This window comes from Streptomyces nanhaiensis (assembly GCF_046614825.1).
GTDB lineage: Bacteria > Actinomycetota > Actinomycetes > Streptomycetales > Streptomycetaceae > Streptomyces > Streptomyces radiopugnans.
Genome location: NZ_JBKJFM010000005.1, coordinates 68,596 through 90,666, shown reverse-complemented (window position 1 = coordinate 90,666; position 22,071 = coordinate 68,596). Strand labels below are relative to the sequence as shown.

The following is a 22,071-nucleotide window of genomic DNA, read 5'->3' as shown; positions in this document are numbered from 1 at the left end:
GGTGTGCGTCCGGTGGGCGGACGCGCCGGGAGGGGAGCGGACATGGCCGGGGAGCGGTTGGCGGACGGCTGGCGGGTGGACGAGCGGTGCACGAACTGCGACGTGGCGAGGCAGCTCGCGCCCGGTCTGATCGGCGAGGAGGGCGGCCGCTCGGTCGTACTGCGCGAGCCGCGCGACCGGATCGAGGCGAAGCGGCTCCACGCCGCCGCGCACGCCTGCCACACCCGGTCCGTCCACCCGCCGGGCGGGCGGCTGGAGGAGGTGCCCGACCCGTTCCCGATGCCGCTCGACGGCGCGGGCAGCACAAACGGCACGGACGACCCGGACGGCCCTGAGAGTGCCGTGTACCTGTGCGGGCACAACTCCCGGCAGACGGCCGGCGCCAACTCCTACCTGCTGCGCCGCCCCGACGGCACCGTGATGATGGTGGACACCCCGCGCTGGAGCCCGTCCCTGGCCAGGCGGTACGAGAAGCTGGGCCCCGTCACCGACGTGCTGCTCACCCACCGCGACCACGCCGCGCACGGCCGCCGGTACGCCGACGGCTTCGGCGCACGGCTGTGGATCCACGAGGGCGACCTCGACTCCGCCCCCGACGCCGACCGCGTACTGCGCGGCACCGACCCGGTGGAGATCGCCGACGGCGTGGTCGCCCACCCCCTGCCCGGGCACACCGAGGGCAGCGTGCTCTACCTGGCGGACGACCGCTACTGCTTCACCGGCGACAGCTTCCACTGGTCGCGCACCACGGGCGACATCGAGGTGTTCGACACCGTCACCTGGTACTCCGTCGAGGAGCTGGCCGCCTCCCTGGAGCGGGTGGCGGGGCGGATCAGCTTCGAGTGGCTGCTGCCCGGCCACGGCGACCGGCGGCGCCTGCCGGCCGGTGAGATGTCCGAGCGGCTGCGCCGACTGGCAGCCCGTGCAGGGGAGTTGAGGCAGCGCCCGGTGGACTTCAGGGCGATCCGCTGGTGACGACCGGGGACAGGCCCCGGCGGGCGTACGGCCCGGACGGCCGTACGCGCCCCGGCGGCCGGTGACGCACGCCCGCCGGGGCGCGCACGGCGCTCACGCCGCCGCGGCCGGCTCCCCGGCTCCGTCCAGCGCGCACCGGATGAGGGTGTCGGCGGCGGCGCGGGCGTGGCCCGCCATGGCCGGGTCGCGCGATATGGCGGCCGTGGTCTGGGCGCCCTCTGCCAGGAGCACGAGCTGGGGGGCGAGGTGGTCCGGGCCGCCCGCGGCACGGACCAGTTCGGCCACCTGGCGGCGGAAGGACTCCTTCTGCTCGCGCACGGCCCCTGCGATCCGGTCGCTGCCGCCGCCCAGTTCGCCGAACACGTTGATGAAGGCGCACCCGCGGAAGTCGTCCTCGTGGAACCAGCCGGCCAGGAAGTCGAAGACGGCCAGCAGCCTCTCGCGCGGCGTCCCGGCGCCGTCGACCGCATCGGCGACGCCCGCGTTCCAGCGGTCCGTCCGGTGCCGCAGCACGGCGACGATCAGGTCCTCCTTGGAGGGGAACAGCGCGTAGATGCGCTTGAGCGAGACGCCCGACTCGCCGCGGACGGCGTCCATCCCGACGGCCTGCACCCCCCGGGCGTAGAACAGCCGGTCGGCGGCGGAAACCACCCGTTCGCGCGCTGTCTGCTCATCGATCACGAGAACTCCCCTTGCAAAGAGAACCAACGTTCTCTACTGTAGTCGACAGAGCCGGAGAACGACCGTTCTCCGCAGTGGAGAGGATGTTCCCATGGGCTACGTCAAGGTCGGCAGCGAGAACACCACCGACATCGAGCTGTACTACGAGGACCAGGGATCGGGTCAGCCGGTCGTCCTCATCCACGGCTACCCGCTCGACGGCCACAGCTGGGAGCTCCAGACCAGGGAGCTGCTGGCGGCCGGATACCGCGTCATCACCTACGACCGCCGCGGCTTCGGGCAGTCCAGCAAGGCCGGCACCGGCTACGACTACGACACCTTCGCCGCCGACCTGAACACCCTGCTGGAGACGCTCGACCTGCGCGACGTCATCCTGGTCGGCTTCTCCATGGGCACCGGCGAACTGGCCCGCTACGTGAAGACCTACGGCCACGAGCGGATCGCCAAGCTGGCCTTCCTCGCCTCGCTGGAGCCGTTCCTGGTGCAGACCGACGACAACCCCGGCGGGGTGCCGCGCTCGGTGTTCGAGGGCATCGAGGAGGCCGCCCGCGCCGACCGCTACGCCTGGTACACCCAGTTCTTCAAGGACTTCTACAACCTGGACGACAACCTCGGCTCCCGGGTCAGCCAGGAGGCCGTCGACGCCGGCTGGAACACCGCCACCTCCTCCGCGCCCGTGGCCGCCTACGCGGTGGTCCCCGCCTGGATCGAGGACTTCCGCGAGGACGTGGCCGCCGTCCGCGCCGCCGGCAAGCCCTCCCTGATCCTGCACGGCACCGCCGACAACATCCTCCCGGTCGACTCCACCGGGCGCCCCTTCCACAAGGCGTTCCCGGAGGCGGAGTACGTCGAGGTGGACGGCGCGCCGCACGGCCTGCTGTGGACGCACGCAGCCGAGGTCAACGAGGCCCTGCTGGCCTTCGTCGGCAAGTGACCGTCCGACGGGCGGTCCGGGTGCGGGGTTCAGGGGCCGGGCTCGCCGCGAGGCGGGCCCGGCCTCCGGGCATCGGTGCACGGGCTTCGGTGCACGGCGTCAGCGCAGGGCGCGGGCGGAGAGCCGGTAGCGCAGGCCGTCCCCGTCCGAAGCGGTGAGGACGTGGAGGCCGCCGTCCTCCAGGACCCGCAGGGCCTCGCGGTCCGCGACCCCGTCCAGCGGCCGGCGCCGCAGCACGGCGGCCGGGTCCGGCCCGCCCGGGTCGTACGGCTTGCCGGGCTCGTACGGGCGGCCGGGCTCGTACGGGCGGATGGTGCCGGGCGCGGCCCAGGACGCGTCCGGGGGCGGGTCGATGCGGTCGGCCAGGCGCGGGGCCTGGGCGCGTATCCAGCGCAGGGCGCGGCGGGGGTTGCGGGCCCGGTGGCAGTCGAGCAGCCACTCCCGGTGGGTGTCCGCGTCCAGGACGGTCGCCTCGCACCACACGCCGGTGCCGCCGCCGGAGTTGCGGGCTGCGGCCACGGCGAAGCCGGTCAGCGCCGCACTGACGGTCATGATCAGTGCGCCCAGGCACAGGGCGGTGAAGTCCATCGCGCTCACGTCCCCTCGCGCGAGGCGCGCAGCTCGAACCAGACCCGTTTCCCGGCCGGTTCCGCCCCGCCGGTCCAGCTCACGCCCCAGGCGTGGCTGAGCGCCTCCACCAGGAACAGCCCGCGCCCACCGGTCTCGTCCTCGGCCGCCTGACGCGGGCAGGGTACGCCGCTCTGGTCGCCGTCCCACACGGAGACGACCGCGCCCAGCCGCGTGACGGCGGCCCCGACCCACAGGTGGGGTACGCGGGTGTGCACGACGACGTTCGTCACCACGTCGCTGACCAGCGTGCGTGCGGTGTCCAGCAGCCCGTGGTGCCCGGCCGCGCACAACCACGCCGCGACCGCGTCGCGGGCGACTCTCGGGGTGGTGGGCAGGGCGGGCGCGGTCAGCCGGTAGACGGCGGTGGCGGGTCTGCCGGGTGCGGTCACGGTCATCTGCGTCTTCTCCCAACGCGGTTCGCTTGCGTCTCGTCTGCGAAGCACGCGCGCCCACCACCGTGGCTCGGCTGCCCTCCCCCGCCCACGTCGGTGCGCGGGCAGGGGAGGCCAACTGCACTGCGGGTTCACTGGTGTTCACGCTGCGCTACCGAGGACCATAGGACACTCGGGATAAACATGACTACCGATTCACGAGGATCCATGTGGATCCCCTTGGACCACTTCACTCGTAAGAGGGCAGACTGTCGCCATGCCACCGAGGACAGTGACGACCGCCCGGCAACGGCGACTTGGCACCGAGCTGCGCAAGATGAGGGAGGCGGCCGGGTACAACGCCCGCGAGGCCGCCGCGATCCTCGGCATCGACCACACGAAGATCAGCCAGGTCGAGACCGCCCGCTTCGGCGTCAGCGCGGACCGGGTGCGCACCCTCGCCAACGCCTACAAGTGCGACGACCAGGCGTACGTCGACGCACTCGTCGCCATGGCGACCAACCGGACCAGAGGATGGTGGGAGGAGTACCGAGGTGTTCTGTCCGCAGGCTTCCTCGACGTGACGGAGCTGGAGCACCACTCCGCCTACCTGCGCACGTACCAGATCGTTCACGTGCCCGGCATCGTGCAGACAGAGGCATACGCACGCGCTGTTTTCGAGTTCGGGTTTCCCCGCCTCTCAAAACGCGATACGGAGGTCATGCTCGACCATCGGTCGCAGCGAGCCAGAGTCCTGGAGCGGGCGGAACTTTCCGGCTACACAGCGCTGATTCACGAGACGGCTCTACGGATGCGCTTCGGGGGCCGCGAGGTAGCCCAAAGACAACTCGACCACCTGTTGCAGATCTCGGAGCATCCGAAGGTCACCGTACGGGTGATCCCGTTCGACTCCGACGGCGTCGCCGGTTCAGGCCAGGCGGTGCTGTACGCGGGCGGGCCAGTCCCCCAACTCGACACGGTTCACCTCGACTCAGCGCACGGGCCGATCTTCCTGGATGCCGATGCCCAGCTCCGGTCGTACCGGCAGCTCCTCTCCGCCATGGAGAAGCGAGCCCTGAGCGTCAAGAAGTCGCGGGATCTCATCAGAGAATCCGCTCACCAACTGTGAAGGGACAGACGGGTGTCTGAGTTTTCCTGGCAGAAGTCGTCTTTCTGTGCCGGTGGCGGGAACAACTGCGTGGAGCTTCGCTCCGACGCCGGAGCGGTCCGGCTCCGCGAGAGCGAGCGGCCCGGGCAGACCATCGCCACCACGACCGCCGCGCTGCGGGCGCTGATACTCAGCGCCAAGGCGGGAGAACTCGACCACCTCACACGCTGACCCCCCGGAGGGCGAGCCGACATGTCCGCACCCATCGAGTGGCACAAGGCGACCTTCTCCGAAGGCGAAGGCGCCAACTGCATCGAGATCGCCCGGGACGGCGATCGCGTCCTCATGCGCGAGAGCAGCAAGCCCGACGAGATCGTCGTGACCACGCCCGCCAAGCTCGACGCCTTCCTCAAGGGCATCAAGGCCGGCGAGTTCGACCACTTCGTCGACCCGCCCGCCGATCACTGAGACCGGACCCGCAGAGCCGCAGATACGGGCCGTCGGCCGCCCGGTTCCCGCATGGTGGTGCGGCGAGCACGGTAACTTTGGCATGCTCCGGCAAAGGAGTGCGGGCGGACATGACTGTCCGCCCGCACCGGGGCCTGCACGGCTCCGAGGCAACAGGGGGATACTCATGACGGTCGGCCAGTTCGAGGCTGCTGTGGGGCCTGCTGACAACAGGCCACCGAAACAGCGGGGCAGAGCCGTCGCCGCACTCGTCGCGGTACTGGCCGTCGTGGTCCTCGCCGTGAGCGGGTGGGCCGGATGGTCCTTCCTCATGCCCGTGTACCAGGGCCGTGACGACCCCTACGACGAGTTGCCCCGGAGCGCGTCCCTCCTCAGCAGCGCGAACCGGGAGGCCGCCGGGCTGGACCACATCCTGTTCAAGCAGAACGACCTCCACCTGTCCACCAGCAGCTGGGCGCGGTGGACCTCGAACGGCATGGGCGACGTCCAGCTGGACGTGAAGTACGAGCTGCACGAGGCGACTTCCAGCGCCTCGGGGCGGGAGGCCGCCGCAGCCTGGCTGGACGACCGGATCGCTCATGGCGAGAAGAACTTCGCGGGATCCGCCGGGGTCCGCGGCGTCGGGGACGAAGCGGTGGAGAAAAGGGTGCCGTCGGGGTACGAGGTGTTCGTCCGTGCCGGAAACGCGACGATCACGGTCAGCTACTCCGTCTACGGGACGGACGGCACCAAGGAAGCGGAGCAGGTCCAGAAGACGGCCCGCCGGATGGCCGCCCTCGCCATCGAGCACTTCGACAAGGCGAACGCCGACGCGTCCTGACGACCCGCCCCGCCACGCCTCGCCAAAGCGGCGCGTGCCCTGGAAGGCCGCTGCGGCGGCCTTCCAGGGCACGGCACGTCGAATGGCCCGCGCCGCTCACGGCTGAGCGGGCCCGCACCCGGCGGGACCGGCCCATCGGGCCGTCAGCGCGCCGGGCCCTCCACCACGGGCTTCAGCACCTGCGCCGCCTCCCGGTCCCCGTCGCGCTCACGGCACGCACCCGTGAGCCCCCGTCAGGGGAACCGCCCTGCCGTGGGCGGATTCCACGGCCAACCTTTCCGCACGCGAGCGTAGCGAACGCCCCACAGGCGGACGAGTGATGCCAACGCCCTTGCCAAGCTGGTCAGTTGTCGAAGCGGCTGCGGGCGGTCTCGATGTGGCCGAGGTAGCGGTGGGTCCAGTCGCACATCACGTCGACCGCCTCGCGCAGGGCCCGGCCCGGCTCGGTGAGGGTGTACTCGACGCGCGGCGGCACGGTGGGGTGCACCGTCCGCTCGACCATGCCGTTGCGCTCCAGCATCCGCAGGTTCTGGGTGAGCATCTTGTGGCTGACGCCCTCGACCTCGTCCCGCAGCTCGCTGAACCGCAGGGTGCGCTCCCCCAGGGCCTCGATGATCAGCAGGGCCCACTTGTTGGCGATGTCCGAGAAGATCTCCCGCGCCAGGGAGTCCGCGCGCCGCAGGTCCGCGTCCTCGGGGGAGTCCCCGAACTGCTTGGTCACCATGAGGTTCCCCAGTCACTCAAAAGTGCGTTCTTCCAGGTCAGCCCAGACTCTCCTACGGTTTCCGGGTAACCGCAAGAGACCACAGGCGCCCATGGGCGCCCGGATGAGGAGACGGACTGACATGGCCATCACTCTGGTGAACCCCGAAGGACTGCCCGCCATCGACGTCTACCGGCAGGTGTCGGTCGCGTCGGGCTCGAAGCTGGTCTTCGTCGCCGGGCAGGTCGCCTGGGACGCCGAGGGCAACACGGTCGGCGCGGGCGACCTGGCCGCCCAGGTCGAGCAGTGCTACCTCAACGTCGCCACCGCCCTGGCCGGGGTCGGCGGGACCTTCGACGACGTGGCGAAGCTGAACGTCCACGTCGTCGACTGGACCCCCGACAAGATGCCCCTGCTCCTGGAAGGGATCTCCCGGGCCTCCGCGAAGCTGGGGACCACCCCCGTCCCGCCGGCCACGCTGCTGGGCGTGGCGGCGCTGGATGTACCCGAGCACCTGGTCGAGGTCGAGGCCACCGCCGTCCTGGACTGAGCGGACGGCATGGAGGACATGCGGAGGCCGGCACCGCCTCAGTGCTGGATCAGGCCGCCGACCGGGACGGGGGTGACGTGGCCGGTCGGCGGAAGGTCCCGCGCCAGCGCGAGGCCGACGTCGACCAGCGATGACCGGTGCAGGCCGGTGACCTCGGGGAGCGGGGTCCAGACCGACTCGACGATGTCGCCGTCCGGTTCGGGCCGGAGCCGGCCGCCGGTGATGCGGACCCGGTAGAAGACGCCGACGTTCTGGTGCACGACTCCCTCACGCGTGGCGGTCGCGGGAATCACCCGCGAGTCCACTCCCAGCAGGCGGTCCACCACCGCCGAGCAGCCGGTCTCCTCGGCGACCTCCCGGATCACCGCGTCGAACGGGTCCTCCGCGTGCTCGACCCCACCGCCCGGAAGAGTCCAGTTGCTCCCGCCGTCCGGCAGTAGGTGACGGGCGAGCAGCACCCGTCCGTCCTCGATGCACACGGCATACGCCGCCAGCCGGAAACTCATTCCCACTCCCCCCCGCCGGACCTTGTCCGGCTTCCATGGTTCGCGCATCACCACACGGAACGGAACCAGACGAGCGTGAACACCGCCAGACGGCCCCGCGCCTCGCCGTCCCGGGGACGTGTCACGCGACGGGCGGCAGGGCGAGCCAGTCCTGCCAGGTGATGTCGCGGCCCAGGTAACGGGGCCTGCGGAAGGGCCAGTCGGCGTCGATCCAACGCGGCACCAGCGCGTCAAGCGCGCGCTCCTCCTCGCCGCCGACGAGGTCGTCCACCACCCACCAGGAGATGTCCGCGTCGGAGCCGGTGCGCTCGGGCGGGTCGATGTAGACGCAGCCGTAGAGCGCCGTCTCCTCCGCGTTCAGCAGGGCGTAGTTGAACGACTGGTGCGCGGCGATCTCCTTCTCGTGCCGCAGCAGGTCGACGCGGTCCTCCTCGTAGGTCATCGTCTCGGCGGGCCAGCCCCAGGCGGGGCCGAAGATCTCCCACAGGCGCTCCCGGGAGCCCATCACGGCCGGGTAGTCGATGGGGGTGTCCGCCTCCCGGATCGGCCGCAGATGAAGTGCGGTGCCGGGCACGGGCACGTGGACGGGGTGGACGAAGTCGTCGGGCAGCCAGCTCATGAGAGCCGAAGCTACAGCCGGCCGGCGCGGGACGTCCCGGCATTTTCCGCGCCCCGGCGCCGGTCCGGGCGGCACGGGCACCACGGCGGGCGGCACGGGCACCACAGCGGGCGGCACCGGGCTCCGACGAGACCGTCCGCGTCGACCGACCACCCCGTGCGTCTCAGCGATCCGTCTCCGGGCCGGGTGATCCAGCGGGCAGACCCAGGCCCCGGGCCTCGTACGAGCGCACGAGGCGGGCCAGTTGCCGCCCCACCGTCAGCAGCGGCTCCTCGCTGCGGGTGACCTGGGCGGTGACTTCGGCGCCTTCCAGGGCGCCGATGACGGTGGTCGCCAGCTCCCGGGCGGTCTGGGGGGAGAAGCCGCAGCGCAGCAGCTTGTCGGAGACCAACCGCTCCCAGCCGCGCAGAGCGTCGGCGCACACCTGCTGGATCTCCGAATCGGTCCCGAGTGTCTCCAGGGCGGCGGCCGTGACGGGGCAGCCGTCGGTCCAGCCCGACTCGCGCAGATCGCCGGCCAGTCGCCGGGCGCACGATGTCACCGCCTCCGCCGGGTCGTCCTCGCTGTCCAGCGCCTGCCGCAGGAGCGTCGCGAACTCCTCGCCGCTGTGCCTGATCGCGGCCACGGCGACGGCCTCCTTGCCGCCCGGGAAGAAGTGGTAGACGGAGCCGAGGGTGGCCTGCGCCTCCTGGGCGATCTGCTTGATCCCCGTGCCGACGTAGCCCTGGCGCTGCAGGAGGCGCGCTGCCGCGACGACGATCCGGTCCCGTGTGCTGGTCTGCATGCGGCCACCGTACCGGCCGACTGAGTAGAGCGTTCGTTCCAGAGCCGTGGTACCTTGCCGCCACGCTCTGAATAGAGCGCTCGTTTTAGTGAGGGATGGAGATATCTTCATGAGCAGCACCGAGCAGCAGTCGGTCACCGTCATCGGGCTCGGCCCCATGGGGCAGGCCATGGCGGCGGCCTTCCTGGACCGCGGATACGCGGTCACCCTGTGGAACCGCACCGCGTCCCGCGCGGACGCCCTGACGGCCCGTGGTGCGGTCCTCGCGCCGAGCGTCGAGGACGCCCTCGCCGCGAACGAGGTGGTGATCCTCAGCCTCACGGACTACGCCGCGGTGTACGACGTGCTGGAGCCCGCCGCGACGGCGCTGTCCGGCCGGGTCCTGGTAAACCTCAGCTCCGACACCCCCGAGCGGGCCCGGGCCGCCGCCCGCTGGGCGGCCGGGCGAGGCGCCGTGCAGCTCACCGGAGGGGTCACGGTGCCGCCCTCCGGCATCGGGCAGCCCTCCTCGTCGACCTTCTACAGCGGTCCCCGGGAGGTGTTCGACAAGCACCGTCCGGTGCTCGAAGTCGTGACCGGCCGGACCGAGTACCGGGGGGAGGACCCGGGGCTCGCCGCGCTCTTCTACCAGATCGGCATGGTCATGTTCTGGACCTCCATGCTGAGCTACTGGCAGGCGATCGCCCTCGCCCACGCGAACGGCCTGACAGCGGCCGACATCCTGCCGCACGCCACCGACACCGCGAACTCGCTTCCCGGGTTCTTCGCCTTCTACGCCGAACGCATCGACGCCGGCCGGCACACCGGCGACGTGGACCGCCTGGCCATGGGGACGGCCAGCGCCGAGCACGTCCTGCACACCAACGCCGACGCGGGCGTCGACACCACCCTCCCGGCCGCGGTCGTCGAACTCTTCCGGCGCGGCATGGACGCCGGCCACGCCGCGGACAGCTTCTCCGCCCTGGTGGAGTCGATGAAGAAGGCCGAGGCGTAAGCACTCTTCTCCGCCTCTTCCGCACGGCACCACCACGGCTCTTATCCGGCCCTCCCCGACCCGCTCGGCCTCTTCCGCACCCGGGACGCCGACATCTTGAGGCTTCACGGCTTCTTGAGGCTTTCCGAACTTCGATCGAGCGGTAGAGGGGCATCCTGCCCGAAAAGTCTCACAGGGAAGTTCAACGAAACAATTCAATGAAGGCATCACGACAAGGAGGTCCGACGTGAAGTTCCGCCTTGAAGTCGACATCGACGACGCGGCGTCCGCCGATGAGTCCGCCCGCGAGCTGGGCCGGATCCTGCGGTACTGGGGAGGCAATCTCCACCACTACGGCCTGCGGCCCGGCGACGGCTCGGCCGTCCACGACTCCGGCCACCGCGAGGTCGGCCGCTGGAGCGTCGTCTCCGCCGAAACTCCCTGAACTTCCGTCAACTCGTCTTAACAAGGAGCACGTTCGGGTCAAGGAACGCCGCCGGTGCGCTAGGGTCGCGGGCCATGACGGGGCGGGCAGTGCGGTGGGCGGGGTTGGCCGGGGCGGTCGTATCGGCTCTGGCGGTGATGGTCGGCATGGCGCTGACCTGGGCGACGGGGCCCGACGGCTACCGGATCGTGGGGGCCGACGCCGCGTACCTGGAGGACTACCTCCCCGGCCTCGTCCATCCCGTCGCGCAGTTCTACGTGAACAACACCACCCAGTTCGCCGTCGCCGCCCTCCTGCTGGCGGTGACGGCGGGCGTGCGCGGCCCGCGCGCCCGCTTCGCGGCCTGCGGCGCGGCGGCGCTGGCCGCGGCCGTCCTCGTGCTGGCCGCCGTCGGGAGCCTCCTCGAACCGGAGAGCTACTGGGAGCCGTACGAGGTGCAGCGGTTCCGGCTGTACGCGGTGGTGTCCGCCGTGCTGGCGGTGGTGGTCCTGGCCGGGGCGGTCGCCCTGCTGATGCGGGCGTACGCCGTCCACCACGGCATCACCGTCGTCTTCCCGCTCGCCCTGTGCGCGCTCCACGTCTCCGCGCTCCTCGTCCTCTCCACCACGCTCGGCCCCGGCGCGACGCTGCACGCCGGGGCGTGGTTCGCGGCGCCCGCGTATCTGCTCACGGGGGCGTTCGCCGTGGTGGCCGCCTACGGATCGGGGCTGCGGACCGGGCCGGACGCCGGCGCGCGAGGGGCGGCCCCGGCGGCGTCCATGTAGACCGTTTCCCGGGAGGCTCCACCAGGCCGGCGGAACGCCGGGAGGGCTGGGAGGCGCACCGTGCCGTTCCGGTCGAGGTCGAGGGACTGGAGCCGTGCCGGGGGCTGTTCGGCGTGTGAGCGGGGCGCGAGGACGTGCGAGGCCCGGCGCGCGGAATTCCTTTGCGCGCCGGTCCGCCGGTCGCCGACCATCGGTCCGTCGTACGACACGGGGCACGGGGGAAACGGGGAGTGGACATGAGCGCACGGCTGCGCGGCATCGCGAAGCAGACCGAGGAGATCGTCGAGCGGGGCCGGTACACCGCTCCCGGCGGCCGGAAGGTGTCCATCGCCGGGGCCGTCGCCGCGGCGGTGGCGGGGACCGCTCTGTTCGGCCCCGAGCCGGTGCCCGTGCCCGGAACCGGGGCCGAGCCCGGGACCGGGGAACGGCTGCCCACCGTCTTCGAGGTGACGGAGGAGAGCAGCCTGGAGGCCGCCCGCCGGCTGGTCACCGGCGGTTCCGGCGGCGGCCCGGATTCCGGCGGCGGTCCGGTCGCCGTCCTCAACTTCGCCTCCGCGCGCAACCCGGGCGGCGGCTACCTCAACGGGGCCCAGGCGCAGGAGGAGGCGCTGTGCCGCGCCTCCGCGCTGTACGTCTGCCTGCTGCGCGCCCCCGGGTACTACGAGCACCACCGGGCCGAGCGCAGCCCCTTCTACAGCGACCGCGTCATCCACTCGCCCGGTGTGCCGGTCTTCCGCGACGACCGCGGGGAGTTGCTGGAGGAGCCGTTCGAGGCCGGTTTCCTCACCTCGCCCGCGCCCAACGCGGGCGTCATCGCGCGGCGCGCCCCCGAGGAGGCGGGCCGCATCCCCGGCGCGCTGCGCGTACGCGCCGAGCGGGTGCTGGAGGTGGCCGCGGCGCAGGGCTACCGGCGGCTCGTGCTGGGGGCGTGGGGCTGCGGGGTGTTCCGCAACGACCCGGCGGTCGTCGCGGGCGCGTTCCGTTCGCACCTGGCGGACGGCGGCCGGTTCGCCGGGCGCTTCGCGCACGTCGTCCTCGCCGTCCTCGACCGCCGCCCCGACTCGCCGACGCGGGCGGCCTTCCACCGCGCCTTCGCCGGGCTCGCCGGGTAGTCCCGGGCGGGACGGCCCGGCCGGGAAAACCGGATCGTTTCGATACTTTTGCGTTTCGCCCGGTCGGCTCATACACTCCTGCTGTACGAAACCGTTTCGTTTGCGTTGGAGAGCCAGGATGACCGACCAGCCGGCCGCAGCACCCGGCCGACGCACCCGGCTGACCCCCGAGCGGGAGCTGGAGCTGTTCACGGCAGTGGTCGACCTGGTGCGCGAACACGGCTACGAGGCGCTGACCATGGACGCGGTCGCGGCGCGCACCAAGTCCAGCAAGGCCACCCTCTACCGGCAGTGGGAGAGCAAGCCCAAGCTGGTCGCCACCGCCCTGCGCCACCTGGGCAAGAGCCACCCGGAGGACATCGACACCGGCTCCCTGGCCGGCGACCTCCGGCAGATGGTGAGCGACTTCATCTCCCACGCCAGCGAGGACACCGCCCTGCTGAACGGCCTGGCGCACGCCGTCTCCAAGGACCCCGAGCTGTGGCAGGCGCTGTACGAACTGCACATCCGGCCCGGCCTGGACGCGCTCGACACCGTGGTGCGCAGGGCCGCCGAGCGCGGGGAGCTGGATCCGGACAACCCTGCGATCGAGTTCGTCCCGCACCTGGTCATCGGGGCGCTGAGCACCCGCAGGCTGATCGAGAACCGGGACTCGGACGCCGACTACATGGAGCGCTATCTGCGGGCGGTGGTCTTCCCGGCACTCGGCATCTCCTGACCGGCACCGTCCCACGGCGCTTCCGGGCACCTACGGGCGCCTACGGGCACTTCCCAGCGCCTCCGGGCACCTCCGAGACCCAACACCTCCTTCCGACCACTTCCTCCGACTCAGGAGTCCTCACTCTCATGGCCACGTTCCTGTACCGGCTCGGCCGCCTCGCCTTCCGGCGGCGCGGGCTGGTCGCCCTGTTGTGGGTGGTGGTGCTGGCGGTCACGGGCGGCTTCGCCGCCTCCGCGTCGTCGGCGGCCTCCAGCAACATCACCATTCCCGGCACCGAGGCGCAGAAGGCGTTCGAGCTGCTGGAGGATCGTTTCCCCGGCAGCAGTCCCGACGGCGCCACCGCCCGGGTCGTCTTCAAGGCCCCCGACGGCGAGAAGATCACCGACCCGGAGAACAAGGCGGCCGTCGGCGAGGTCGTCGCCGAGCTGGCGAAGGGCGAGCAGGTCCAGCAGGCCGTCGACCCCTTCCGGGCCCGCGCCGTAAGCCCCGACCAGACCATCGCCTACTCCCAGGTCAGCTACGAGGTCTCCGGCTTCGAGCTGACCGAGGAGTCGCGCGACGAGCTCAAGGCCGCCGCCGAGGACGGCCGGGAGGCCGGACTGACGGTGGAGACCGGCGGCGACGCGATGGCGGCGATCCCGCACACCGGCGCCGCCGAGGTCATCGGCGTGGCCATCGCCGCGATCGTGCTGCTGATCACCTTCGGCTCGCTGGTCGCCGCCGGGCTGCCGCTGATCACCGCCCTGGTCGGCGTCGGCGTCACCGTCGCGGTCATCACCGCCGTGACCGTGCCCCTGGACCTCAACACCACCACCCCGATCCTGGCGACGATGATCGGCCTGGCCGTCGGCATCGACTACGCGCTGTTCATCGTCTCCCGCTACCGCGCCGAACTCGCCGAGGGCCGCGAGCCCCTGGAGGCGGTCGGCCGCGCCACGGGGACGGCGGGCTCGGCGGTGGTCTTCGCCGGTCTGACCGTCGTCATCGCCCTGGTCGGCCTGTCGGTGGTCAACATCCCGATCCTGACCAAGATGGGTCTGGCCGCCGGCGGTTCGGTCGTCCTGGCCGTGCTGGTCGCGCTGACGCTGATACCCGCCCTGCTCGGCTTCGCCGGGCAGAGGGTCCTGCCGCGCAAGCACCGTGCGAAGGACGGCGCGAAGGACGGCGGGGCGAGCGCGGCCGTCGAGACCAGGGACGGCGCGGGCACCCGCTGGGCGCGCTTCGTGCTGCGCCGCCCGATCGCGGTGCTGCTGGTGAGCGTCGTCGGGCTCGGCCTGCTGGCCGTCCCCGCCAAGGACCTCCAGCTCAACCTGCCCGACGACGGGTCCCAGCCCACCAGCACCACCCAGCGCCGCGCCTACGACCTGATCGCCGAGGGCTTCGGCCCCGGCACCAACGGCCCGCTGATCGTGACCGTGGACGCCCGGGACAGCGACGACCCCCAAGCCGCCGCCAAGGCCACCGCCGAGAGGCTCCAGGGCCTGGACGGGGCCGCCGCCGTCATGCCCGCCACGTTCAACGAGGCCGGCGACACCGCGATGATCACCGTCGTCCCGAAGTCCGCGCCCAGCGGCGGCGCGACCGAGGACCTGGTCCACGACATCCGCGGGCAGGCCGGCGGCATCGCCGACGCCACCGGCGCGAGCATCCTGGTCACCGGGCAGACCGCCATGGCCATCGACGTCTCGCAGAAGCTGGACGACGCCCTGCTGCCCTACCTGGTCCTCGTGGTCGGCCTGGCCTTCCTGCTGCTGACGGTGGTCTTCCGCTCGGTCCTGGTCCCGCTGAAGGCGGCGCTCGGCTTCCTGCTCTCGGTGGTCGCAGCCCTCGGCTCGGTCGTGGCGGTCTTCCAGTGGGGCTGGCTGGCCGACGTCTTCGGCGTGGAGCAGACCGGCCCGGTCATGAGCCTGACGCCGATCCTCATGATCGGCCTGGTCTTCGGCCTGGCCATGGACTACGAGGTCTTCCTCGTGACCCGGATGCGCGAGGCCCACGTCCACGGCGAGACCCCGCACGAGTCGGTCGTCACCGGCTTCAAGCTGGGAGCGCGCGTGGTGACCGCGGCCGCGCTGATCATGATCAGCGTCTTCGCCGGGTTCATCGGCTCCTCCGAGTCGATGATCAAGATGATCGGCTTCGGTCTGGCCGTCGCCGTCCTCTTCGACGCCTTCGTGATCCGCATGGCCGTCGTCCCGGCCGTCCTCGCGCTGCTGGGCAAGTCCGCCTGGTGGCTGCCGCGCTGGCTGGACAGGGCCCTGCCCAACGTCGACGTCGAGGGCGAGAGGCTCCAGCGCGAGCTGAGCGGCCCCGCGGCGAAGGCGGACGAGCGCGAGCCGGTGGCCGCGCGCGACTGAGCCGGGCCGGGTCCCGCCGGGACCCGCCGCGACCCGGGGCCGCCGCCGCGTGAGCGGAAGGCGCGGCGGCCCCGGCCGCACCGGCCCGTGGGGACGGGGAGCGGTGCGGCATCCGGGGCCCGGCAGCGGTCCTCCCACGGGGGAGGCACCGCTGCCGGGCCCCGGTCGCGTACGGGGGCGGGGACGCGGTGGGAGCGGGGACGCGGTCAAGGGGCGGGCCGGCCGCCGAAGTCCTTCGTGGCCACGAAGGACTTCGGCGGCCGGTGGTGGACGGGCCCACGCCCCGTCTCCCCTTAACCGACTTAACCGACCGCGTCCCCCGCGCTACCGCTGGGCGCTGCGCTTGACCAGATAGGCGGCGGCCAGGCAGGCGGCCGCGATGGCGAGGAACACCAGGGCGATGGTCAGTCCGCCGGGGAGGCTCGCCCCGTCGGCGAGGAGCGCGGGCTCGCCGCCCTGCGCGGTGTCGGTGTACCAACTCACTGCGGTCTCCCTTCCGGAGGAATCCACGTCAAGGGCTGCGGTGGCCGAGCCGGGCGCGTGCACGCCCGGGAGGCCGGATCACGACGGAACGAGGAGTCAGAACGGCAGCCGGCCGCGGGCGCGGCGGCCCGCGGAACCGCTGCGGCCCACCGCTCGGGAGCTCTTGTGGAACGGCTTGCTCAGCCAGCGCCCCAGGGGGCCGGGTGCCTTGCCTCCCGCACGGGCGCCCAGCCCCAGGGAGCGCTGTGTGCCGCGCTCGGGGTGGCGGGACAGGCGCGGCACCACGAAGGCCAGCACGGCCAGGACCACGCAGGCGGCTATCACAACGGCCACAACCACGGTCGCTCCTCACGTCGTTCCACATCCGGCGCACATCCGGTCGTACCGCTCCGTGTCGTCTGGACCACCGGAGCCGTGTGTTCGGTCCGTCTGCCCCGACTCGCGCCCGGCATCCCCGGGGAGCCGTCCCCGGTCCCCGGTCCGGGCGGCTCACGATTCGGTCACCGTGGGCCACGGGCCATGACTCCCCGGACACGATGGGGAGGTGACGACGAGTTGGCGACGCGCGGTGAGTTACACGGCGGCCTGGCTGTGCGGGCTGCTGTGCCTGGCCTCCGTGGCCTGGATGGCCGGTGCTCTGCGGGAGGGGAGCGGCAGCCCCGGGGACACCGCGGGCCTGCTCGCGGGGCTGGCCGGCGTGGGCCTCGCGGTGGGGGGTCTGTGGGCCGCCGTCCGGGCGTTGCGGGAACACCGGACCGCGGCGACGATCGCCGGGGAACTGGCGGAGGCGGTCCTGGCGGAGGAGGGCCGGCAGTACAAACAGCTTCTCGGCGGCGACCGCCAGGCCCTCAACGCCAGGATCGAACTGCGGTTCACCCGGGCCGCGGAGCCGGGTGCCGCCTCCGGCGGGGAAGGGGGCGGACAGGCCGGGGGCGGCATGCGGGACATCGCCGCGTACTACCGCTCCCTCTCCCCCGGCCGCCTGGTCGTCACGGGCTCCGCCGGTGACGGCTCCGCGGACGCCGGGACGGGGAAGACCGTTCTCGCCGTGGCGCTGATCCTCGGGCTGACGCGGGACCGCGCCCCCGGCGAGCCGGTTCCGGTCCGGCTGTCCGCGTCCTCCTGGCCCGGCGGCTCCGTGCGGGACTGGCTGGTCCGCCATCTGACCGAGGCGTTCCGGCTGCCCCGCCGGGAGGCCCGCTCCGTGGTGGACGCGAACCTCGTGCTGCCGGTCGTCGACGGCCTGGACGAGATGGACGCAGCCGCGCGGCCCGGCTACGACTCCCGGGCCGCGCGGCTGCTGCGCGCCGTCGAGGACCACCCCTGGCGGGGCGAGAAGGCCCCCGTGGTCCTCACCTGCCGCCGCCCGCACCACGAGGCGCTGGTCGCGGCGGAGGCCCAGCTCCAGGGGGCGACGCGGATCGAGATCGCCCGGGTGGCCGCCGGGGACGTCCGTTCCTACCTCCGGGCCAGGGTCGGCTACTCGGCGCGCAACCTCGCCCGCTGGGAGCCCCTGCTGGACGCGCTGGACGCGTCCTCGCCCCCCGCCGTGCCGGCCGATGCCCTCGACACCCCCTGGCTGCTGACGCTGGCGGCCGTCGTGTACGAGGAGCGCGACCCCTCAAGCGGCGCGTTCCTCCGCGACCCGGAGGACCTGGTGCGTCTGGCGGGGAGCGGCGAACTCCACGGCTACCTGCTGGACCGCTTCGTCAAGGCCGCCGTCAACGCACCGCCCGAGCGGGAGGGACGGCGGCCCCGGAAGCGCCCGGACCCGGCGGCCGTATGGCGTCACCTGGCGGTCCTGGCCGCCTATCTGCACGGCAACACGGCCACGGCGCCCCGCACGGTGGCGGGCCGCCGGCTGTCGGGCACGGACATCGTGCTCCACGAGCTGTGGCCGCTGGCCGGCCCCCGCAGGGCCCGTGTCGTCAGCGGGCTGCTCTTCGTACTGGTCCTCCTGCTGTTCATGGTGCCCTTCCTGCTGACCGACAGCTCCAACAGCACGACCGACAGCCTGGCCGCCTTCTCGGCGGCATGGGTGGCCGTGGCGGGCACGGCCGCCTACGCCGTCGCCTGGCCGCAGCCGGCGCGGTTGTCCCTGCGGCCCCTCACCACGCCCTCCGGGCTCCGGCGCACGGCGACGGCCGCCGTGGTGGGCGGAGCCGCCGGCGGGGTGGGCGGCGCCCTCTTCTACGAGCGGCTCGGCCAGTCCGGCTCCGGGACGTTCCCGTACCTCGCCGGGGAGATCGTCTACTGGCCGGTCGTACCCGGCTGGGTGGGCTTCGGCTGCCTGCTCTACCTCACGCTCGGCACCCGGCACCGCACCGCCGGCGATCCGCGCGGCGCGCTGCGCGGCGACCTGACCGCCTGCCTGGTCTCGGCCGCCCTCATCGGGGCGCTGGAGAGCGTGGAGATCCTGACGCTGCCCGACTACCAGCAGTTCTTCCTGTTCAGAGGCGCCGCCCTGATACCCACCATGGCGATCCTCGGGCTGGTCATCGTCATCGGATGGGGCTTCCTCCTGTCGCTCAAGGACACCGTCCCGGCCACCCGGGGACTGCGCGCCGTGCTGGGCGGGCCGGCGACGCTGCGCCACGTTTCGCTTCTGCTGTGCACACGGCGGAGGCTTCCGTGGCGGCTGGGGAAGCTGCTCCACCACTGCTACGAGATCGGAGTGCTGCGCGCCGCCGGGGGCGCCTACCAGTTCCGTCACCAGGAGCTGCTGGAGCACCTCGCCGCCCGGCCCCACCCGCCCGGCCTCCGGCCGGACGGAAGAAGCCGGGACCACGGCTCCGGAAGCGACCTGTGAGAAGCGGATCGGTGGGCATAAGCGGACCGAGAGGATTTTCGATTCGGCGGAAGTACGGGAGCCCGGGAGGAAGGGGCTATGGGCGTCGTGAACGACGGGGCCGTGGACGGCGGGGCCACGAGCGACGAGGCCACGAGCGACGAGGCCACGAGCGACGAGGCGGAGGAGCGCAAGCGGCGGCTGCGGCGGCGGCTGGAGCGGTTGATCGGGATCGCCGCCACCGAGGGGAACGAGGTGGCGGCGCTGCGCAACGGGGACGAGATCTTCCCCGCGATGCTGGAGAGCATCCGGGCCGCCGAGCACACCGTCGACATGATGACGTTCGTGTACTGGCGCGGCGAGATCGCCCGCGAGTTCGCCCACGCCATGGCCGAACGCGCCCGCGCCGGGGTGCGGGTGCGGCTGCTGCTGGACGGCTTCGGCAGCCGGCTGATCGAGGGCGACCTGCTGGAGATGATGGACGAGGCCGGGGTGCAGGTGGCCTGGTTCCGCAAGCCGCTGTGGCTCTCCCCGCTGAAGCAGAACCACCGCTGCCACCGCAAGGTGCTGGTGGTGGACGAGCGGACGGCCTTCACCGGCGGGGTGGGCATCGCAGAGGAGTGGTGCGGCGACGCCCGTGACGCCACGGAGTGGCGCGACACCCATGTGCGGGTGCGCGGCCCCGCCGTGGACGGCGTCGCCGCCGCGTTCGCCCAGAACTGGGCGGAGTGCGCGGAGGTGCTGTTCGACGAGCGGGACCGCTTCGTCGAGCACGAGCCGCAGGGGGACTCCGTGGTGCAGGTGGTGCGCGGTTCGGCCAGCTTCGGCTGGCAGGACATGCAGACGCTGCTGCGGGTGGTGCTGGAGACGGCCCGGGAGCGCGTACGGCTGGCCACGGCGTACTTCGCGCCCGACCCGTACTTCGTCGAGATGCTGTGCGCCACCGCGCGCCGCGGGGTGGAGGTGGAGCTGCTGCTGCCCGGCCCGCACACGGACCAGCGGGCCTCCCAGCTCTCCGGGCAGAACCACTACGAGGAGCTGCTGGCGTGCGGGGTGCGGATCTGGCACTTCCAGCCGACGATGATGCACGCCAAGATCGTGACGGTGGACGGGATCGCCTCGCTGGTGGGCTCCACCAATCTCAACCGGCGCTCGATGGACCACGACGAGGAGGTCATGCTCGTCGTCCTGGACGAGGAGTTCACCGCGGGGCTGGACCGGGACTACGACGCGGACCTGGGCCGGAGCGTACGCATCGTGGGCGCCCGCTGGCGCAGGCGGCCGACCGTGCAGCGGGTGCGGGAGGCCGCAGTCATGCCGATCCGCCGCTTCCTGTAGGACGCCGCTTCCCGCGCCACGCGCGGACGGGCCGGGACCGCGGTGCGGTCCCGGCCCGTCCGTACGGCCCATGTGCCCGTCAGTCGGCCTGCTTGACCTGCGGCGGCTTGCGCAGCGACAGGTGCAGTTCCCTCAGCCGGGCCTCGTCGACCTCGCTCGGGGCGCCCATGAGCAGGTCCTGGGCGTTGCCGTTGAGCGGGAAGGCGATGGTCTCGCGGATGTTGGGCTCGTCGGCCAGCAGCATCACGATGCGGTCGATGCCCGGGGCGATGCCGCCGTGCGGCGGGGCGCCGAAGTGGAAGGCGCGCAGCATGCCGCCGAACTCGCGCTCGACCTCCTCGCGGCTGTAGCCGGCGATCTCGAAGGCCTTGTACATGATCTCCGGCTCGTGGTTCCGGATCGCTCCGGAGGACAGCTCGACGCCGTTGCAGACGATGTCGTACTGCCAGGCCAGGATGTCCAGCGGGTCCTTGGTCTCCAGCGCCTCCAGGCCGCCCTGCGGCATGGAGAACGGGTTGTGGGAGAACTCGATCTGCCCGGTGTCCTCGTTCCTCTCGAACATCGGGAAGTCGACGATCCAGCAGAAGCGGAAGACGTCCTCCTCGAAGTGGCCGGTACGGCGCCCGGCCTCGACGCGGACCGCGCCCATGATCTTGGAGACCTCGTCGAACTCCCCCGCGCCGAAGAAGACGGCCGTGCCCGGTCCGGCGTCCAGGCGGGACAGCAGCGCGGAGACGTTCTCCTCGGTGAGGAACTTGGCGATCGGGCCGGTCAGCTTCCCGTCGTCCCCCACGCGCACCCAGGCCAGGCCCTTGGCGCCCTGCGAGACGGCGAACTCGCCCATCTGGTCGAAGAACTTGCGCGGCTGGTCGGCGGTGCCGGGCACGGCCAGGGCGCGTACGTGCCTGCCCGCGAACGCCTTGAACCCCGAGCCGGCGAAGACGTCCGAGACGTCGGCCAGTTCGAGCCCCACGCGCAGGTCCGGCTTGTCGCTGCCGTACTTGAGCATCGCCTCGCGGAAGGGGATGCGCGGGAAGGGCGAGGTGACGTGGCGCCCGTTGCCGAACTTCTCGAAGAGGTCGGTCATGACCTTCTCGATGACGCCGAAGACGTCCTCCTGCTCGACGAAGCTCATCTCCATGTCGAGCTGGTAGAACTCGCCCGGCGAGCGGTCGGCGCGGGCGTCCTCGTCGCGGAAGCAGGGCGCGATCTGGAAGTAGCGGTCGAAGCCCGCGATCATCAGCAGCTGCTTGAACTGCTGCGGGGCCTGCGGCAGCGCGTAGAACTTGCCCGCGTGCAGCCGGGAGGGCACCAGGAAGTCGCGCGCGCCCTCGGGGGAGGTGGCCGACAGGATCGGGGTGGCCAGCTCGTTGAAGCCGAGCGCCGTCATCTCCTGCCGGATGGTGGAGATGACCGCCGAGCGCAGCATGATGTTGCGGTGCATGCGCTCCTTGCGCAGGTCGAGGAAGCGGTACTCCAGGCGCCGCTCCTCGTTGACGCCGTCCTCGGTGTTGATGGTGAACGGCAGCGGGTCGGCGCCGCCCAGCACCTCGACCTCGGCGACCTCGACCTCGATCTCGCCGGTGGGCAGCTCGGGGTTGACGTTCTCCTCGCCGCGGGCGACGACCCGGCCGTCGACGCGGACGACGGACTCCTTGGAGATCGAGCTGAGCGCCTCGTAGGGGGCGGTGTCGGGACGGACGACGAGCTGGACGATCCCGTGGTGGTCGCGGAGATCGATGAAGAGGATGCCGCCCAGGTTCCGCCGATTGTGCAGCCAGCCGGAGAGGCGGACATCCGTGTCGATGTCCGCGGCACGGAGCTCGCCGCAGGTGTGGGACCGGTACCGATGCATCATTCGTCCAAGTCGTCAGGTTGTCGGGTGGTGTCGGGCCGCCGGCCGCTCGTCGGCGAGGGGGCGCACACGCCCCACAGACTACCGTC

The 22,071-nt window shown here is 72.1% G+C and carries 25 protein-coding genes; 15 read left to right on the top strand and 10 right to left on the bottom strand.

The genetic code is table 11. The features are described from left to right. Window positions 1–42 precede the first annotated feature (42 nt). A complete protein-coding gene (locus ACLIYP_RS03150; RefSeq protein WP_412711598.1) occupies window positions 43–975 on the top strand; it encodes an MBL fold metallo-hydrolase in 933 nt (310 codons plus the stop codon). 93 nt (window positions 976–1,068) lie between these two features. Here the strand turns inward: ACLIYP_RS03150 and ACLIYP_RS03145 are convergent, their stop codons facing one another. Further along, window positions 1,069–1,656 (bottom strand): TetR/AcrR family transcriptional regulator, encoded by a 588-nt coding sequence (locus ACLIYP_RS03145; protein WP_412711597.1) that lies wholly within the window; start codon window positions 1,654–1,656, stop codon window positions 1,069–1,071. Between the two features lie 91 nt (window positions 1,657–1,747). Between ACLIYP_RS03145 and ACLIYP_RS03140 the strand changes: the two genes are divergently transcribed. Further along, window positions 1,748–2,590 (top strand): alpha/beta fold hydrolase, encoded by an 843-nt coding sequence (locus ACLIYP_RS03140; protein WP_412711596.1) that lies wholly within the window; start codon window positions 1,748–1,750, stop codon window positions 2,588–2,590. 99 nt (window positions 2,591–2,689) lie between these two features. Here ACLIYP_RS03140 and ACLIYP_RS03135 read toward each other — a convergent pair whose 3' ends face one another. Beyond that, window positions 2,690–3,187: a hypothetical protein gene (locus ACLIYP_RS03135; RefSeq protein WP_412711595.1), complete on the bottom strand. Its 498-nt coding sequence runs from the start codon at window positions 3,185–3,187 to the stop codon at window positions 2,690–2,692. Next, on the bottom strand, window positions 3,184–3,615 hold the full coding sequence (locus tag ACLIYP_RS03130; protein WP_412711594.1) for an ATP-binding protein: 432 nt from the start codon (window positions 3,613–3,615) through the stop codon (window positions 3,184–3,186). The genes ACLIYP_RS03135 and ACLIYP_RS03130 overlap by 4 nt, the downstream gene beginning before the upstream one ends. A 253-nt stretch (window positions 3,616–3,868) precedes the next feature. Here ACLIYP_RS03130 and ACLIYP_RS03125 point away from each other — a divergent pair, with 253 nt between their 5' ends. The 4 genes from ACLIYP_RS03125 to ACLIYP_RS03110 all read left to right on the top strand — a co-directional run bounded on the left by ACLIYP_RS03125 (window position 3,869) and on the right by ACLIYP_RS03110 (window position 5,987). Then, on the top strand, window positions 3,869–4,720 hold the full coding sequence (locus ACLIYP_RS03125; RefSeq protein WP_412711593.1) for a helix-turn-helix domain-containing protein: 852 nt from the start codon (window positions 3,869–3,871) through the stop codon (window positions 4,718–4,720). A gap of 12 nt (window positions 4,721–4,732) precedes the next feature. Beyond that, window positions 4,733–4,930 carry a DUF397 domain-containing protein gene (locus tag ACLIYP_RS03120; RefSeq protein WP_412711592.1) on the top strand — a complete coding sequence of 66 codons (198 nt, stop codon included), beginning with the start codon at window positions 4,733–4,735 and terminating at the stop codon, window positions 4,928–4,930. A 21-nt stretch (window positions 4,931–4,951) separates the two neighbouring features. Then, the gene (locus ACLIYP_RS03115) at window positions 4,952–5,167 is read left to right on the top strand and encodes a DUF397 domain-containing protein (protein WP_412711591.1); all 216 of its coding nucleotides are present in this window, start codon (window positions 4,952–4,954) and stop codon (window positions 5,165–5,167) included. 166 nt (window positions 5,168–5,333) lie between these two features. Next, window positions 5,334–5,987 carry a hypothetical protein gene (locus ACLIYP_RS03110; protein WP_412711590.1) on the top strand — a complete coding sequence of 218 codons (654 nt, stop codon included), beginning with the start codon at window positions 5,334–5,336 and terminating at the stop codon, window positions 5,985–5,987. Window positions 5,988–6,330: 343 nt separating this feature from the next. Here the strand turns inward: ACLIYP_RS03110 and ACLIYP_RS03105 are convergent, their stop codons facing one another. Then, on the bottom strand, window positions 6,331–6,711 hold the full coding sequence (locus ACLIYP_RS03105; RefSeq protein ID WP_412711589.1) for a winged helix-turn-helix transcriptional regulator: 381 nt from the start codon (window positions 6,709–6,711) through the stop codon (window positions 6,331–6,333). Between the two features lie 121 nt (window positions 6,712–6,832). Between ACLIYP_RS03105 and ACLIYP_RS03100 the strand changes: the two genes are divergently transcribed. Next, a complete protein-coding gene (locus ACLIYP_RS03100; RefSeq protein ID WP_412711588.1) occupies window positions 6,833–7,240 on the top strand; it encodes a RidA family protein in 408 nt (135 codons plus the stop codon). Between the two features lie 38 nt (window positions 7,241–7,278). Here ACLIYP_RS03100 and ACLIYP_RS03095 read toward each other — a convergent pair whose 3' ends face one another. From ACLIYP_RS03095 to ACLIYP_RS03085, 3 genes are all read right to left on the bottom strand, one after another. Further along, the gene (locus ACLIYP_RS03095; RefSeq protein ID WP_412711587.1) at window positions 7,279–7,746 is read right to left on the bottom strand and encodes an NUDIX hydrolase; all 468 of its coding nucleotides are present in this window, start codon (window positions 7,744–7,746) and stop codon (window positions 7,279–7,281) included. 121 nt (window positions 7,747–7,867) lie between these two features. Continuing rightward, complete coding sequence (locus ACLIYP_RS03090) at window positions 7,868–8,365, bottom strand: N-acetyltransferase (RefSeq protein ID WP_412711586.1); 498 nt, start codon at window positions 8,363–8,365, stop codon at window positions 7,868–7,870. A 163-nt stretch (window positions 8,366–8,528) separates the two neighbouring features. Further along, window positions 8,529–9,149 carry a TetR/AcrR family transcriptional regulator gene (locus ACLIYP_RS03085; protein WP_412711585.1) on the bottom strand — a complete coding sequence of 207 codons (621 nt, stop codon included), beginning with the start codon at window positions 9,147–9,149 and terminating at the stop codon, window positions 8,529–8,531. A gap of 109 nt (window positions 9,150–9,258) precedes the next feature. On the opposite strand from ACLIYP_RS03085, the gene ACLIYP_RS03080 reads away from it, so the two are divergent. The 6 genes from ACLIYP_RS03080 (at window position 9,259) to ACLIYP_RS03055 (ending at window position 15,518) form a co-directional block, all read left to right on the top strand. After that, complete coding sequence (locus ACLIYP_RS03080) at window positions 9,259–10,143, top strand: NAD(P)-dependent oxidoreductase (protein WP_412711584.1); 885 nt, start codon at window positions 9,259–9,261, stop codon at window positions 10,141–10,143. Between the two features lie 226 nt (window positions 10,144–10,369). Continuing rightward, a complete protein-coding gene (locus ACLIYP_RS03075) occupies window positions 10,370–10,567 on the top strand; it encodes a hypothetical protein (protein ID WP_412711583.1) in 198 nt (65 codons plus the stop codon). A 74-nt stretch (window positions 10,568–10,641) separates the two neighbouring features. Next, window positions 10,642–11,331, top strand: a complete 690-nt coding sequence (locus ACLIYP_RS03070; RefSeq protein ID WP_412711582.1) for a hypothetical protein — start codon at window positions 10,642–10,644, stop codon at window positions 11,329–11,331. Window positions 11,332–11,567: 236 nt separating this feature from the next. Beyond that, window positions 11,568–12,443: a TIGR02452 family protein gene (locus ACLIYP_RS03065; protein WP_412711581.1), complete on the top strand. Its 876-nt coding sequence runs from the start codon at window positions 11,568–11,570 to the stop codon at window positions 12,441–12,443. Between the two features lie 118 nt (window positions 12,444–12,561). Continuing rightward, window positions 12,562–13,161, top strand: coding sequence for a TetR/AcrR family transcriptional regulator (locus ACLIYP_RS03060; protein ID WP_412711580.1), 600 nt, complete (start codon window positions 12,562–12,564; stop codon window positions 13,159–13,161). Window positions 13,162–13,289: 128 nt separating this feature from the next. After that, window positions 13,290–15,518 carry an MMPL family transporter gene (locus tag ACLIYP_RS03055; protein WP_412711579.1) on the top strand — a complete coding sequence of 743 codons (2,229 nt, stop codon included), beginning with the start codon at window positions 13,290–13,292 and terminating at the stop codon, window positions 15,516–15,518. Between the two features lie 324 nt (window positions 15,519–15,842). Here ACLIYP_RS03055 and ACLIYP_RS03050 read toward each other — a convergent pair whose 3' ends face one another. Then, entirely contained in the window at window positions 15,843–16,001 is a 159-nt protein-coding gene (locus ACLIYP_RS03050) for a hypothetical protein (RefSeq protein ID WP_412711578.1), read from the bottom strand. A 96-nt stretch (window positions 16,002–16,097) separates the two neighbouring features. Beyond that, window positions 16,098–16,340, bottom strand: coding sequence for a DUF6411 family protein (locus ACLIYP_RS03045; RefSeq protein ID WP_412711577.1), 243 nt, complete (start codon window positions 16,338–16,340; stop codon window positions 16,098–16,100). Between the two features lie 205 nt (window positions 16,341–16,545). Here ACLIYP_RS03045 and ACLIYP_RS03040 point away from each other — a divergent pair, with 205 nt between their 5' ends. Both ACLIYP_RS03040 and ACLIYP_RS03035 read left to right on the top strand, forming a co-directional pair. Continuing rightward, window positions 16,546–18,810 (top strand): NACHT domain-containing protein, encoded by a 2,265-nt coding sequence (locus tag ACLIYP_RS03040; protein WP_412711576.1) that lies wholly within the window; start codon window positions 16,546–16,548, stop codon window positions 18,808–18,810. A gap of 78 nt (window positions 18,811–18,888) precedes the next feature. Further along, window positions 18,889–20,127: a phospholipase D-like domain-containing protein gene (locus ACLIYP_RS03035; RefSeq protein ID WP_412711575.1), complete on the top strand. Its 1,239-nt coding sequence runs from the start codon at window positions 18,889–18,891 to the stop codon at window positions 20,125–20,127. A gap of 79 nt (window positions 20,128–20,206) precedes the next feature. Here the strand turns inward: ACLIYP_RS03035 and aspS are convergent, their stop codons facing one another. Next, complete coding sequence (gene aspS / locus ACLIYP_RS03030) at window positions 20,207–21,982, bottom strand: aspartate--tRNA ligase (RefSeq protein ID WP_412711632.1); 1,776 nt, start codon at window positions 21,980–21,982, stop codon at window positions 20,207–20,209. Window positions 21,983–22,071: the final 89 nt, after the last annotated feature.